At 65.0% G+C, this 12,429-nt stretch carries 16 protein-coding genes and 1 other RNA gene; 12 read left to right on the plus strand and 5 right to left on the minus strand.

The features are described 5' to 3' along the window. The first annotated feature begins 24 nt into the window (after positions 1 to 24). From AC1DDG_RS01155 to AC1DDG_RS01205, 11 genes are all read left to right on the plus strand, one after another. Positions 25 to 276, plus strand: a complete 252-nt coding sequence (locus AC1DDG_RS01155) for a hypothetical protein (RefSeq protein ID WP_476874649.1) — start codon at positions 25 to 27, stop codon at positions 274 to 276. A gap of 3 nt (positions 277 to 279) precedes the next feature. Further along, positions 280 to 675: a TadE family protein gene (locus AC1DDG_RS01160; RefSeq protein ID WP_476874650.1), complete on the plus strand. Its 396-nt coding sequence runs from the start codon at positions 280 to 282 to the stop codon at positions 673 to 675. A gap of 100 nt (positions 676 to 775) precedes the next feature. After that, a complete protein-coding gene (locus AC1DDG_RS01165) occupies positions 776 to 1,333 on the plus strand; it encodes a hypothetical protein (protein ID WP_476874651.1) in 558 nt (185 codons plus the stop codon). 74 nt (positions 1,334 to 1,407) lie between these two features. Further along, the gene (locus AC1DDG_RS01170; RefSeq protein WP_476874652.1) at positions 1,408 to 1,821 is read left to right on the plus strand and encodes a pilus assembly protein TadG-related protein; all 414 of its coding nucleotides are present in this window, start codon (positions 1,408 to 1,410) and stop codon (positions 1,819 to 1,821) included. A gap of 68 nt (positions 1,822 to 1,889) precedes the next feature. After that, positions 1,890 to 3,005, plus strand: a complete 1,116-nt coding sequence (prfB, locus tag AC1DDG_RS01175; protein ID WP_230116961.1) for a peptide chain release factor 2 — start codon at positions 1,890 to 1,892, stop codon at positions 3,003 to 3,005. A gap of 246 nt (positions 3,006 to 3,251) precedes the next feature. Next, entirely contained in the window at positions 3,252 to 4,079 is an 828-nt protein-coding gene (gene ftsE / locus AC1DDG_RS01180; protein WP_230116960.1) for a cell division ATP-binding protein FtsE, read from the plus strand. Continuing rightward, positions 4,076 to 4,990: a permease-like cell division protein FtsX gene (gene ftsX / locus AC1DDG_RS01185; protein WP_230116959.1), complete on the plus strand. Its 915-nt coding sequence runs from the start codon at positions 4,076 to 4,078 to the stop codon at positions 4,988 to 4,990. The genes ftsE and ftsX overlap by 4 nt, the downstream gene beginning before the upstream one ends. Positions 4,991 to 5,014: 24 nt before the next feature. Beyond that, complete coding sequence (locus tag AC1DDG_RS01190) at positions 5,015 to 6,451, plus strand: peptidoglycan DD-metalloendopeptidase family protein (RefSeq protein WP_476874653.1); 1,437 nt, start codon at positions 5,015 to 5,017, stop codon at positions 6,449 to 6,451. A gap of 105 nt (positions 6,452 to 6,556) precedes the next feature. Continuing rightward, positions 6,557 to 7,027 carry an SsrA-binding protein SmpB gene (gene smpB / locus AC1DDG_RS01195; RefSeq protein ID WP_476874654.1) on the plus strand — a complete coding sequence of 157 codons (471 nt, stop codon included), beginning with the start codon at positions 6,557 to 6,559 and terminating at the stop codon, positions 7,025 to 7,027. Positions 7,028 to 7,107: 80 nt separating this feature from the next. After that, positions 7,108 to 7,476: a transfer-messenger RNA gene (gene ssrA / locus AC1DDG_RS01200) on the plus strand. Between the two features lie 196 nt (positions 7,477 to 7,672). Continuing rightward, positions 7,673 to 8,656, plus strand: a complete 984-nt coding sequence (locus tag AC1DDG_RS01205) for a S1C family serine protease (protein ID WP_230116956.1) — start codon at positions 7,673 to 7,675, stop codon at positions 8,654 to 8,656. Between the two features lie 91 nt (positions 8,657 to 8,747). On the opposite strand, the gene AC1DDG_RS01210 is transcribed toward AC1DDG_RS01205, so the two are convergent. Then, positions 8,748 to 8,885 (minus strand): hypothetical protein, encoded by a 138-nt coding sequence (locus AC1DDG_RS01210; protein WP_230116955.1) that lies wholly within the window; start codon positions 8,883 to 8,885, stop codon positions 8,748 to 8,750. Positions 8,886 to 8,984: 99 nt separating this feature from the next. Next, positions 8,985 to 9,347, minus strand: coding sequence for a hypothetical protein (locus AC1DDG_RS01215; protein WP_230117053.1), 363 nt, complete (start codon positions 9,345 to 9,347; stop codon positions 8,985 to 8,987). 23 nt (positions 9,348 to 9,370) lie between these two features. Between AC1DDG_RS01215 and AC1DDG_RS01220 the strand changes: the two genes are divergently transcribed. Next, positions 9,371 to 10,759 carry an MFS transporter gene (locus tag AC1DDG_RS01220; protein WP_476874655.1) on the plus strand — a complete coding sequence of 463 codons (1,389 nt, stop codon included), beginning with the start codon at positions 9,371 to 9,373 and terminating at the stop codon, positions 10,757 to 10,759. 58 nt (positions 10,760 to 10,817) lie between these two features. Here the strand turns inward: AC1DDG_RS01220 and AC1DDG_RS01225 are convergent, their stop codons facing one another. From AC1DDG_RS01225 to AC1DDG_RS01235, 3 genes are read right to left on the minus strand one after another with little or no spacing between them, the layout of a single operon-like run. Beyond that, on the minus strand, positions 10,818 to 11,201 hold the full coding sequence (locus AC1DDG_RS01225; RefSeq protein WP_476874656.1) for a fluoride efflux transporter FluC: 384 nt from the start codon (positions 11,199 to 11,201) through the stop codon (positions 10,818 to 10,820). Continuing rightward, complete coding sequence (locus AC1DDG_RS01230; protein ID WP_476874657.1) at positions 11,198 to 11,650, minus strand: fluoride efflux transporter FluC; 453 nt, start codon at positions 11,648 to 11,650, stop codon at positions 11,198 to 11,200. The genes AC1DDG_RS01225 and AC1DDG_RS01230 overlap by 4 nt, the downstream gene beginning before the upstream one ends. A gap of 40 nt (positions 11,651 to 11,690) precedes the next feature. Beyond that, complete coding sequence (locus AC1DDG_RS01235; RefSeq protein ID WP_476874658.1) at positions 11,691 to 12,407, minus strand: metal-dependent transcriptional regulator; 717 nt, start codon at positions 12,405 to 12,407, stop codon at positions 11,691 to 11,693. Between the last annotated feature and the right edge of the window lie 22 nt (positions 12,408 to 12,429).

Raw genomic sequence — 12,429 nt, forward strand, 5'->3', positions numbered from 1 at the left:
CTATCGCAAAGAAACGGGAAGTAAATGACATCCATAGCCAAGCACGGAATCGCACTTTTCGGCGCGCTGATGGCTCGCGTCAGGAGATCGACGGCCTCGAGGCTCCCGACCCACGGCGACCAAACGGTCCACGGCGATGACGCGGAGCGGGGCGACGTTCCAGGCTGGGTCATGATTACCCTCATGTCGGCGGTGCTCGTGGCTGCGCTGCTTGCGCTCGCCGGACCGGCACTTGAAGCAATGTTCAACCAGGCCATGGACACGGTCGGAAAATAGCTCGTGATCCTGGGTGCCGCGGACGGCTCCGAGCGCGAGCGTGGTTCTGCTGTTGTCGACTTCGTCCTGGTGGGCGGGCTGCTCACAATGTTCTTTCTGGCCATCATTCAGCTCGCACTGGTGCTGCACGTCCGTAATACGTTGATCGACGCCGCGGCCTCGGGCGCGCGGTACGGGACCTTGGCGGACCGCAGCGCCATTGATGCACGGCAACGCACGGGCGAACTCATCGGGACTGCGCTTAACGCCGACTTCGCCCAGGACATACAGACAAGCGAAGTCACGTTTCAGGGCCTGCGCACACTGGAAGTAACGGTACGGGCGCCGATGCCGGTGATCGGTCTGATCGGCCCGCGGGACCTGCTGGAGGTCAGGGGCCATGCGGCCATCAATAACTGAGCGGCCATCCGCAGCCGAACGGTCCAGGCGGGAATTGTCCCCGCCGTCCGGGCGCCGGTCACGGCCTGGTCCTCTGACTGGCCCCCTAACAAGGCCAATCGTGCGCCGCCTCCGCGAAGCGCTGTGCCTTGACCGTCGGGTCCCGGAACAAAGCGGGAACGGCGCCGACCCGCATCTGCGGGCGCAATCCATCCTGGATGCAGGGCCTGGCACTGCAACGCGCCAGCCTTCCTGCGGGCCCGACGTGGAGGACCGGGGGAGTGCTGTCGTCGAGTTCACGTTCCTGGGCCTGCTCCTCATGGTGCCGGTGGTGTACTTCATCATCACCGTGGCACAGATCCAGGGCGGCTCATTCGCGGTGGTCGGCGCGGCAGACCAGGCGGCCAAGGTTTTCGTGGCCCAACCCGACGAACCGGCCGGCCGGGCAGCAGCAGAGCAGGCAGCCGCCCTGGCCATCGCGGACTACGGCCATCCTGCCGAAAACGCCCGCGTGGAAGTGAGCTGTGATCGTGGGGACTGCATGGCCGCGGGATCTGCGGTCACCGTGACGGTCCATCTCAGCGTGTCTCTGCCTTTTGTACCCTTCAGCGAAGCATTCCACCTCAACGCCAGCCAGCTGAACGCCTCGGCGACCCAAGTTGTGGGCAGGTTCCGTTGAGTGTCCCCGTACTGCGCCGACCGTCCGCTGCCGCGGCTAAGGGCAGCGTAGCCGCCGGGCCCGAAGACGGGCAGATGACCGTGCTCATCATTGGATTCGTCATGCTGGCACTCCTGGTCAGCACCGTGGTGATGGCCGCGTCCAGCCTCTACATCGAGCACAAGAAACTCCTGTCCCTGGCGGACGGTGCGTCCGTTGCCGCCGCAGGAAGCTACACCCTGGGCCAGGTGGAATCGGCCGGCGGCACCCCCTCGGCCGTGCTGAGCGGGGACCGCATCAGAAACGTCGCCTCTGACTACCTCAGGCGGAACGGCGCGTTCGGGCGCTTCGACGGGCTGGCCGTCGCTCCGGCGACCGGCACGCCTGACGGTGCCACCGCCGTCGTGGTTCTCAGCGCGGCAGTGCATCCTCCGGTGGTCAACTTCCTCGTGCCGGACGGCATACGGATTGAAGCGGCCTCCACCGCGCGGTCCAGGCTCACTCGCTGACGTGCGCACCCCTACCGCCCATCCCACCGTCCGGCCGAAGGAGGCGAATAGCGTAGGCTTAAACCACCATGGCTCAAATAGATTTTTCTGCAGAGATCCGCGCCTTGCGCGCCACCTACACCTCCATTGAGAACGTCACCAACGTGGAGGCGCTGAAGGAAGACATCGCAGAACTGAGCGAGCGCGCGGGCGAACCGAATCTGTGGGACGACCCCGCCGCCGCTCAGGTGATCACCTCACGGCTGTCGCACCGCCAGTCAGAACTTGAGCGGCTGAACACGCTTGTCTCCCGCATCGACGACCTTGAGGTCCTCGTGGAGCTGGGCCAGGACGAGGACGACGCCGATTCGATGGGCGAGGCCGCCGCGGAGCTCGAGTCGATCAGGAAGTCCCTCAAGGAGCTTGAAGTCGTCACGCTCCTCGCAGGCGAATACGACGAGCGCGAGGCCGTGGTAACCATTCGCTCGGGTGCCGGCGGCGTCGATGCTGCCGACTTCGCGGAAATGCTCCTCCGGATGTACCTGCGCTGGGCCGAGCGGCATGGATACCCCACCACCGTCATGGACACTTCCTATGCAGAGGAAGCCGGGCTTAAGTCCGCCACCTTCGAGGTCAATGCCCCGTACGCCTTCGGCACGCTGAGCGTCGAGGCCGGCACACACCGGCTGGTCCGGATCAGCCCCTTTGACAACCAGGGCCGCCGCCAGACGTCCTTCGCGGCGGTGGAAGTCATTCCGCTCATCGAGCAGACCGACTCCATCGACATTCCGGACAATGAGATCCGGGTGGACGTCTTCAGGTCCTCCGGCCCCGGCGGCCAGTCGGTCAACACGACCGACTCCGCCGTCCGGCTGACCCACATCCCCACCGGCACGGTGGTGTCGATGCAGAATGAAAAGTCACAGCTGCAGAACCGCGCCGCTGCATTGCGCGTGCTCCAGTCCCGCCTCCTTTTGCTGAAGAAAGAACAGGAGGACGCCGAGAAGAAGGCGTTCGCCGGTGACGTCAAAGCATCCTGGGGCGACCAGATGCGCTCCTATGTCCTGAACCCGTACCAGATGGTCAAGGACCTCCGGACCGAACACGAAGTGGGCAACACGTCAGCAGTGTTCGACGGCGCAATCGACGACTTCATCGAGGCCGGCATCCGTTGGCGCACCGACAACCGCAACGCCGACAAGTAGGCGAGCCGGCCGGCCCGCAACGCGGGCGCGGCCGCGCGACGGACGGGAGGCCGGCCACCAGCCGCCCGGCCTCCGGTTTCAATACTGCGACTTTCTATACTGCGACACGCCCCTCTGACTCACCCGGGAGTTCCTGCCCCCGTAGGTATAGTCGAGAAGCCGGAGCTCTCCTTCCCCCAAGAGAAAGCCCCCGCACCGGTTGCAGACCAGGCCCACAGGGCCGTGTCCTGCAGGGTACATAGGGTCATGATCCGATTCGAAAATGTCACCAAGGTCTACGACCAGACAACCCGGCCCGCGCTGGACTCTGTCACCCTTGAAATCGACCGTGGTGAATTTGCCTTCCTTGTCGGCGCATCCGGATCCGGCAAGTCGACGTTCCTGCGCCTGGTGCTCAAGGAAGACCGCGCCACGTCCGGCACCGTCTATGTCGCAGGGCAAAACGTCGCCAACATCTCAAGCTGGCGCGTTCCGAGGCTGCGCCGCGGAATCGGCGTCGTGTTCCAGGACTTCCGCCTGCTCCCGCAAAAGAACGTGTTCGCGAACGTCGCCTTCGCCATGCAGGTCATCGGCAAAAGCCGCAGCGTCATCCGGGACACCGTCCCCGAAGTACTCAAGACCGTGGGGCTGGAGGGGAAAGAGAAGCGCATGCCGCACGAGCTCTCCGGCGGCGAGCAGCAGCGCGTGGCAATCGCGCGCGCCGTGGTGAACCGTCCCGGCATCCTGCTGGCGGACGAGCCCACCGGCAACCTCGATCCCACCACGTCCATGGGGATCATGGGCGTTCTGGACAAGATCAACCAGAACGGCACCACCGTGGTCATGGCCACGCACGATGACGACATCGTGAACGAAATGCGCAAGCGCGTCGTGGAGCTGAAGAACGGCGTGGTCATCCGCGACGAAGCCCGCGCCCTTTACACGTCGATGATTCCGATCGTCGGCCAGTCCCGCAGGCTCCGCGATGCCAGCGGCCGGGAGGAGGCCGGCGGGGGATTCCCCGCGCCGGACGACCCGCGTAACGTGTCGCCGGAAAGGCATACATCCAACCGTTCAGGGGAGGGCCGGCTGTGAGGCTACAGTTCATCCTCGGGGAAATCGGCAGCGGCCTGCGCCGGAACATGTCCATGGTGGTTTCGGTCATCCTGGTCACCTTCGTGTCACTCACGTTCGTTGGCGCCGCCGGCATGCTCCAGCTGCAGATCAACCAGATGAAGGGCTACTGGTACGACAAAGTCCAGGTAGCGGTCTTCCTCTGCGGTGAAGGTTCGACGGCGGCCGGTTGCGCTTCGGGTTCAGCGACGCCTGAGCAGCAGGACAACTTGCGGACGCTCCTTGAGTCACCGGCCGTTTCCCAGTACATCAACGACTTCCAGTTCGAGTCCAAGGACGACGCCTACAAGCATTTCAAGGAGCAGTTCTCGAACTCTCCCATCGTGGACTCCGTCACCCCGGACCAGCTTCCTGCGTCCTTCCGGATCAACATGAAGGATCCGGAAAAGTACCAGATCATCAGTGAAACCTTCTCCTCGCAGCCCGGGGTGGAAACGGTCATCGACCAGCGGCAGGTCCTGGAGCGGCTGTTTTCCGTCATGAATGCAGCATCCCTGGTGGCTGTGAGTATCGCCGGGGTCATGACGGTCTGCGCAATCCTGCTCATTGCCACCACCATCAGGCTGTCGGCCTTCAGCCGGCGCCGCGAGACCGGGATCATGAGGCTCGTGGGCGCGTCAAAGACGGTGATCCAGCTGCCGTTCATCCTGGAGGGCGTTATCGCAGCCGTGATCGGTGCAGCGCTGGCGTCAGGCACCCTCTGGGCGGTGGCGCACTTCTTCCTCGGCGAATACATGTCCAAGCAGTACCCGGACACGGCATTTATCTCCCCAGCGCAGACCCTGCTGCTGGCGCCGGCGCTCATCGGCCTGGGCGTAGTTCTGGCCGGTACTTCATCTCTGTTGACCCTCCGCCGATACTTGAGGGTATAGGCCATGCATATCGAAGGAACGCCCATGATTGCAAAGCCCGGCCGGCAGCTGCCGGGCGTCCCTTCGGGACGCCAGCGCAGGATCATCAGCACCGCACTTGCGGTGGTGCTGGCCGCCGGGCTCGGATCGTCAGCCCCCGCATTTGCCGGCGACCTGGAAGACCAGCAGGCCGCGCTCAAGGACGAAGCGGCCCGCGTCCAGCAATCCCTGGAGTTCGTTGATGCGAAGATCTCCAAAGCCGCGGGAGACCTGGTCATTTTCCGTGGCCAGCTCCCCGGCGCCCAGCAGGCGCTGCTCGAGGCCCAGGGCCGGGTGGCGAGTGCGGTGAAAGAGGTGGAAGCCCTTGCTGCCCGCGTGGATCTGGCCCAGCAAAACAAGGCGAAGATCACCCAGCAGCTTGATTCCGACAAACAGAAAATTGCCAGCACCAAGAAGCTGATCGGCCAGATCGCCACCCAGGCGTACAAGTCCGGCGGTGTACCTTCGAACCTGACGCTTTTCTTTGGCTCGAACAACACCGGCAGCCTCACCGACACCATCGACCTTGCAGACCAGGCCATGCGCAGCCAGAACTCCGCCATGGACAAGCTGAGCCAGCAAAATGCCACCAACGTGAATTCGCAGGCCCGGCTGGAAGCTGTTGAGGCGGAGATCCAGGACCTGAAGGCCAAGGCCGACGCCGCCCTGGAGAAGGAAAAAGCCGCCCGCGACGAGGCAGCTGCCAAGAAGGCCAAGGTGGACAAGCTCATCGCGGACACCGCACGCCTGAACAAGCAGCTGGAAGCCGCCAAACCCGGCATCCAGAGCAAACTTGCCGCAGTCAAAGCGCGCCAGGACAAAGTTGCTGCCGAGATCGTTGAACGGGACCGGAAGCTGCGCGAAGCCTGGCTGGCGGAGCAGCGGCGCATCGCTGAGGCCGCCGCAGCGGCGGCGCGCGCCCAGTCCGAGGCTGCTGCCCGCGCCCGTGGTGACGAGGAAGCCGCTGCCCGGGCCCGGATCGTGCAGCCTTACGTGCCGCCGGCGGCGGGTCCGCCGTCGGCCTTCGGTCTCCGCCACCCGTTCGACGCCGGCATCCCGATCACCTCCGGTTTTGGCTGGCGGGCAACGCCGCCGGGCACGATCGACTTCTACGGCGCCGGCGGCTACATGCACACCGGCATCGACTTCGGTGCCGCCTGCGGCACACCCGTCTATGCGCCCGCGGCCGGCACCGTGATCTCGGCCGGCTGGGCAGATGACGGCGGCGGCAACAACGTCAAGATCTCCCACGGCGTGGTCCAGGGCAATTCTCTGACAACGATTTTCTACCACAACACGAGCGTCGTGGTTTCCGTGGGGCAGCAGGTCAGCCAGGGGCAGCTGATCGCGTACTCGGGTACCACCGGTAACTCCACCGGCTGCCACTCGCACTTTGAGACGTGGCTGAACGGCGAAGCAGTCGACCCCATGCGCCTGCTGTGATGGCCGGACCCCGCCGCAACCGGCCGAACGACTGCCGTACACTGGAATGACTTTGCTCCGCGACAGCCGAAGCACCCAACTTTCAAAGATCTGAGGAGTTCTACCGTGCCGAAAGAAAGTGGCCGTAAGGTAGTGGCCACCAACCGGAAGGCCCGGCATGACTACCATGTCCTGGACACCTACGAGGCCGGCATCGCCCTGATGGGCACCGAGGTAAAGTCCCTCCGGGAAGGCCACGCCTCCATGGTTGACGGCTTCTGCACGTTCTACAACGACGAGCTGTGGATGGAGGGTATCCATATCCCCGAGTACAATCAGGGGAGCTGGACCAACCACGCCGCCCGCCGGCGCCGCAAACTGCTGCTGCACCGCGAGGAGCTGATCAAGATCTCGCACAAGATCAGGGAGTCCGGCTTTACGATCGTGCCGCTCCAGCTGTACTTCCTGGACGGCCGTGCCAAAGTGGAGATCGGGATCGCCCGAGGCAAGAAGGAATATGACAAGCGCCAGACCCTGCGGGAACAGCAGGACAAGCGCGAGGCGCTCCGCGTGATGCGGGAACGCAACCGCGGCTAGGAATTTCTCGCCCGACGGATGCGTTATGATAAATAGTCCGGCAGGAACTTATGGTTCCAGCCGGTTTGGTAACAAAATACGGGGATGATCGGTTTCGACGATGTTAGTCGCGACAGGTGAAGCGGGCCGAGGATGCAGAATTATCTCGTAAACGCTGTCTGCAAACCAATAAGTGCCGAATCTAAGCGCACTGACTTCGCTCTTGCTGCCTAAGCAGTAAGACAGTCCGTCAGCCCGAGGCTGCTATCGCCCCGGATCCTGGCGTCATTTAGATAGCCACTGCTGTTTGCCCCCGTCATCGGGGTAAACGGGACTCTTAGATGACTGGGCCCGGATCAGCCGCCTGTTTGCAGGACGGCTGGGGCCGAGAAAATCCGACGCAAACTGCGCCCGGAGAAGCCCTGACAACACGACATCGGACGGGGGTTCAATTCCCCCCATCTCCACGGTATAAAAGCCGAACACGTACAGCCCGGACCCGCGTCCGGGCTGTACGTGTTTAAGCTCTGTTTTCAGGCCGCGATGTGACCTACGTCGGTGTTCACCGACGGCGTAGCCCGCCAGGGACTAGCCGGGCCGCGGCAGGGGTTGTTCCAGATACCAATCAATTTTCGCCAAGCACGAAACGGCCAAGGGAGGCGCGCCATGTCCACGGCGCCTGCAACTTCACCGGGTCCTGACAGAGACGACGGGCCCCTCGATTCCTACTCCGAGACGGTGATCCGGGTGGCCAGCACGGTCACGCCGCACGTCGCCGCGATCGAAATGACAGGCAACGGGCGCAACGGACGGTTCCGGGTGGGAGCCGGCTCCGCCGTGCTGTTTACGGAAGACGGTTACCTGTTGACCAACGCCCATGTGGTCGCCGGAACGCAGAAGGGCCGTGCCGTGTTCGCAGACGGCTCCGCGACTGACCTTGAAATGGTGGGGGCGGATCCCCTTTCAGACCTCGCCGTGGTCCGCGGCCGGGCGCCGCACGTGGCGCCCGCGGAATTCGGCGATGCCGAATCCCTCCGTGTGGGTCAGCTGGTCATTGCGGTCGGCAACCCGCTCGGCCTCGCAGGTTCTGTGACGGCGGGCGTGGTCAGCGGCCTGGGCCGGGCCATCCCCGTCTGGGCCGGGCGCAACCGCAGGGTCATCGAGGATGTCATCCAGACGGACGCCGCCCTGAACGCCGGCAGTTCAGGCGGTGCCCTGGCGGATGCCCGCAGCAGGATCGTGGGGATCAACACCGCCGTGGCCGGCGCGGGCCTGGGCCTGGCGGTGCCGATCAATAAAACCACCCGACGGATCATCGCCGCGCTCTTGGCTGACGGGCGGGTACGCCGCGCCTACCTGGGCGTGATCAGCACACCCATCAGGCTCGGCCCCAGCGCGGTCATCCGCACCGGCCAGCGCGACGGCCTGCGCGTGGTTGAAGTGCTCTCGGGTTCCCCTGCCGAGCACGCGGGCCTGAAGGTGGGCGACGTGCTGCTGAGGGCGGCATCGCGCCCGGTGAGCAACGCCGAAAGCCTGCAAAAGCTGCTTTTCGCCGACGCCATCGGCGAACCCATGGTCATCGTGGTCCTGCGGGACGGGCACGAGCTGGAGATTGTGGCCGTCCCGGCGGAAATGGCGGAGCCCGGCTAGGACGGCACCAGGACCGCTCAAGGGAGCGGGACCGCCAAACATGAAGAGCGGGGCCGGAACCGGCCCCGCTCTTCAGTGCATTTACGTGCGGCTATGAACGTTTCTTCAGATGCGCGACGGGATCCGGTGCTCCCTCAAGGGGCCCCTTCGCTTTCTTGTCCGCGCGTTTTTGTTTTATGGTCTTGCCCGCTTTTTTCAGCTGATGCGTGTGCGGTGACTTGTCCGGCATGGCGTGCTCCCTCGTCCGAGGAGCAGGAGAGTGCCCCTCCCTACGTAAATTACGCCTGTTTCGCGCCGAATGTAACTGCCCGGCGAAGCCACCTGCGGCTCAGACGGAAACGTCCGAGATGCCCACGAAGCGGCTGCCCACGCCGTCGAATTCGCTTCTGACGAACCCCGCAGCCGGTGCCGGAATGTCAGCCGGGCTGTGGTGGCTGCAGCTGACGTAGGTAAACTCCGGCCACCATTTTTTGGGCCTCGCGGCCTCCTCGTAGCCACAGACGTCGCAGCGCAGATGAACCCACACCGGGCGCTTTCCCGTGCGGTTGGCCCGCGACTGGAGTAGCCACTGTGGGGGATTGTCCAGGATCTCACCCAGCTCGGCTTCCGTCAGCCGGCTGGGAATGCCGTGGCGCTGGGCCATTTCCATAGGTACATCAAGGGCAATTGCCGCATCGCGTCTGCTAATCATCACAGTCCACGATACGGTAAAGCATGACCGATGCAGCCTCCCGCGCTGTTCCTACCAGACTGCAGCGCCAGGTCCTCATGGTGGCCATCGTGGCGTCGTTCATGGCCATCCTGGACAGCTTTGTGGTCAGCATTGCACTCCCCGCAATAGGCCGGGAACTCGGCGGCGGGCTGCCCATCCAGCAGTGGGTAGTGGACGCGTACCTCCTGACGCTGGGTGCCCTGATCCTCGCCGCCGGCTCACTCTCGGATCACTTCGGCCGTGCCAGGGTGCTGCAATGGGGTCTGGCCGGGTTCGCCGCAACGTCAGTTCTCTGCGGTGCGGCGTGGACCGCGGAGGTCCTGGTAATAAGCCGCGGCCTGCAGGGAGTCGCCGGTGCGCTGCTGGTTCCCAGCTCCCTGGCCCTGATCGTCAACCACTTTTCCGACAGCGCGCAGGGTGCGGCGATCGGCAAGTGGTCTGCCTGGACCAGCGCCGCCGCCATTGTCGCCCCGCTGATCGGGGGAGTGTCCGTGGATCTCCTCTCGTGGCGCGTCATCTTTTTCATCAACGTCCTCCCTGCTGCCGCCATCTGGCCGGTGCTGGCGAAGCTGCGCAGTTCGGACGCTGCGCCCGATCCGGCGAGCAGCATCGACGTTACGGGAGCGCTGCTGGCAGTCGGGGCACTGGGCGGGCCGGTCTATGCCCTGATCGAGCAGGGGACGGCGGGCTGGGCCAGCCCGCAGGTCTGGCTTCCCCTCGCCGCGGGCATCGTGTGCCTGATTCTGTTTCTTGTACACGAATCCAGGACGGACTCACCAATCCTGCCGCTGGGGATGTTCACCGTCCGGAACTTCGGCTGGGGCAACGTTGCCACTGCAGCCATCTACGGCGGATTCTCCCTCGGCTTCTTTGCGTTGGGCATCTACATCCAGCAGATCGGCGGCATGAAGGCGACCACGGCAGGCTTTGCGCTCTTGCCGTCTACCGTGATCCTCATGGTATCGGCGTCATTTTTTGGCCGCTTGGCAGGCAAACACGGTCCCCGCTGGTTCATGGCATGCGGGCCGGCACTGTGCGCAGCGGGCTTCCTGCTCACCCTGACGGTGGGCACGCCGCTGAGCTACTGGACCCAGGTGCTGCCCGGGCAGCTGGTTTTCGGTCTGGGCCTGGCAATGACCGTTGCGCCCCTCACGACGGCGATCCTCGGTGCCGTTCCGCAGGACCAGGCCGGCGTCGGTTCGGCCGTCAACAACGCCGTCTCGAGGATTGCCGGTCTCGTGTGCATCGCCTTTGCCGGGTTCATCATCGGCCCGGTCCTGACGACAGAAGGCCTGCACCGGGCCCTGATTGCCACGGCGGTGCTGCTGTTGCTCGGGGCGGCCGCCTCCGCCGTCGGAATCCGCAACCCTGTCCCGCAGCAGCAAGCCTGAAAGCGGAGCACGACGGCGGTGCCGGCGCCGCTTGGGCGGCCGGCCCGCCTCCGGGGGACTACCCGCCGCTGAGGGCGATGCCTGCCGCCGCGGCCGCCAGCCCAGCCACGAGGTTGATCCCGACATTGAGCGCTGCGGCAGGGTACCGATCCTCGCTGACCAGCCGGACAGTGGCCGTGGTCCAGGAGCTGAAGGTGGTCAGGCCGCCGGCCAGTCCGGTGGCCAGCGCTGCATGCCATTCCGGTCCGAAGCGGCTGCTGAGACCGATGGAAAGTCCGATGACAAGGGACCCGGCGACATTGACCAGCAACGTGGCCCAGGGCCAGTGGCGGCGGGGCGTTGGCTTGCCGGCCAGCCAGGTGTCCGCGGCAAACCTGATGAGGGCGCCGGCAATGCCGAACAGTCCCACCAGCAGCGGCGTAGCCAGGACCCCGGCCGTCATGGACTGCCCCAGTATCCTGCACCGAACGCTTTCCCGGCTTTCCAGCCGACTGCCGCGGCGCCAAGGCCCAGCAGGACGGACAGGGACAGGTAGAGAACCCATACTGCGTGGAGCCCACCGCGAGCCAGCTGGTCCACTGAAGCAACCACCGCTGAGAAGGTGGTGAAGGATCCGAGCAGACCTGGCCCAATGGCGGCACGGAGCCAGAAGGCAGTGCGCGGCCGCGCGATCCAGATGGTGGTCAGCATGCCAAGGACGAAGCTTCCGGCGACGTTGATGGCCAGCGTGGTCCACGGGACGGCGCCGGCGGACTCCGGAAACAGCACGCCGAGACCGTACCGCAGCTCTGTGCCCGCCAGCCCTCCCGCGGCGACGGCGGCCCAGGTCCGCCAGCCGTGGCTGCCGGCCGCCGTCACTGCGGTTCCCTTATCAGCCGACGCAGCCTTCATGCTGCCGCAGTCATGGGGCGCCCGGCGATGGCGTGGCCGTTCATCCGGAGCCGGCCATCCTGCAGCCCGGGTGGCCTGCTTCGCTCTGCACCCACAGTGCCGAGGTGACCTCGTCGGCGAGATCAAAGTCGCGGCTTCTGCCCGCCGAAGCGATACGCACCACGAGGGCGCCGCCGAACGGTTTGCGCCCCATGACCTCGACGTCGGAGTCCAGGTCGATCTCTTCGGCGGCCAAGTAGCGCAGCAGCTCCGGATTTTCGTCGCTGATTCGGGTGATCCTGCCAGTATGGCCCTCGTCGAGTTCGCTCATCCGGTAGGCCAACGGCATCTGTACCGTGCCGTCAGCGGAAGGGATGGGGTCGCCGTGGGGGTCCCGGGTCGGGTTGCCGAGCCTGGCCGCCATCCGTTCGATGAATGTATCGGAGACGGCATGCTCGAGCAGCTCGGCTTCGTCGTGCACCTCATCCCAGCTGTACCCCAGGTCCTGCACCAGGTACGTCTCGATGAGCCTGTGCCGCCGGACCATGGAAAGGGCCAGGCGCATGCCCTCCTGGGTCAGGGTGATGGCGCTGTAGGGCTTGTGAAGGACCAGGCCCTGGTCCTTCAGTTTGCGCACCATCTCGGACACCGAGGAATTGGCTACGCCAAGGCGCTGGGCCAGCTGCGTCGACGTAATGGGTTTGTCCTGCCACTCCGTGAAAGAGTAGATGACCTTGACGTAGTCCTCGATCGAGGAGGATGGCGTGCTGGTCTTCACAGATCCAAGCCTACCCGTTGCG

The organism is Arthrobacter sp. 10L430, from assembly GCF_056395245.1.

Bases quoted from the DNA above. Each gene is read 5' to 3' on its own strand.
- AC1DDG_RS01155 (WP_476874649.1), top strand. From the start codon at position 25: ATGACATCCATAGCCAAGCACGGAATCGCACTTTTCGGCGCGCTGATG.
- AC1DDG_RS01170 (WP_476874652.1), top strand. From the start codon at position 1,408: ATGACCGTGCTCATCATTGGATTCGTCATGCTGGCACTCCTGGTCAGC.
- prfB (WP_230116961.1), top strand. From the start codon at position 1,890: ATGGCTCAAATAGATTTTTCTGCAGAGATCCGCGCCTTGCGCGCCACC.
- ftsE (WP_230116960.1), top strand. From the start codon at position 3,252: ATGATCCGATTCGAAAATGTCACCAAGGTCTACGACCAGACAACCCGG.
- AC1DDG_RS01190 (WP_476874653.1), top strand. From the start codon at position 5,015: ATGATTGCAAAGCCCGGCCGGCAGCTGCCGGGCGTCCCTTCGGGACGC.
- AC1DDG_RS01205 (WP_230116956.1), top strand. From the start codon at position 7,673: ATGTCCACGGCGCCTGCAACTTCACCGGGTCCTGACAGAGACGACGGG.
- AC1DDG_RS01210 (WP_230116955.1), bottom strand. From the start codon at position 8,885: ATGCCGGACAAGTCACCGCACACGCATCAGCTGAAAAAAGCGGGCAAG.
- AC1DDG_RS01215 (WP_230117053.1), bottom strand. From the start codon at position 9,347: ATGATTAGCAGACGCGATGCGGCAATTGCCCTTGATGTACCTATGGAA.
- AC1DDG_RS01220 (WP_476874655.1), top strand. From the start codon at position 9,371: ATGACCGATGCAGCCTCCCGCGCTGTTCCTACCAGACTGCAGCGCCAG.
- AC1DDG_RS01225 (WP_476874656.1), bottom strand. From the start codon at position 11,201: ATGACGGCCGGGGTCCTGGCTACGCCGCTGCTGGTGGGACTGTTCGGC.
- AC1DDG_RS01230 (WP_476874657.1), bottom strand. From the start codon at position 11,650: ATGAAGGCTGCGTCGGCTGATAAGGGAACCGCAGTGACGGCGGCCGGC.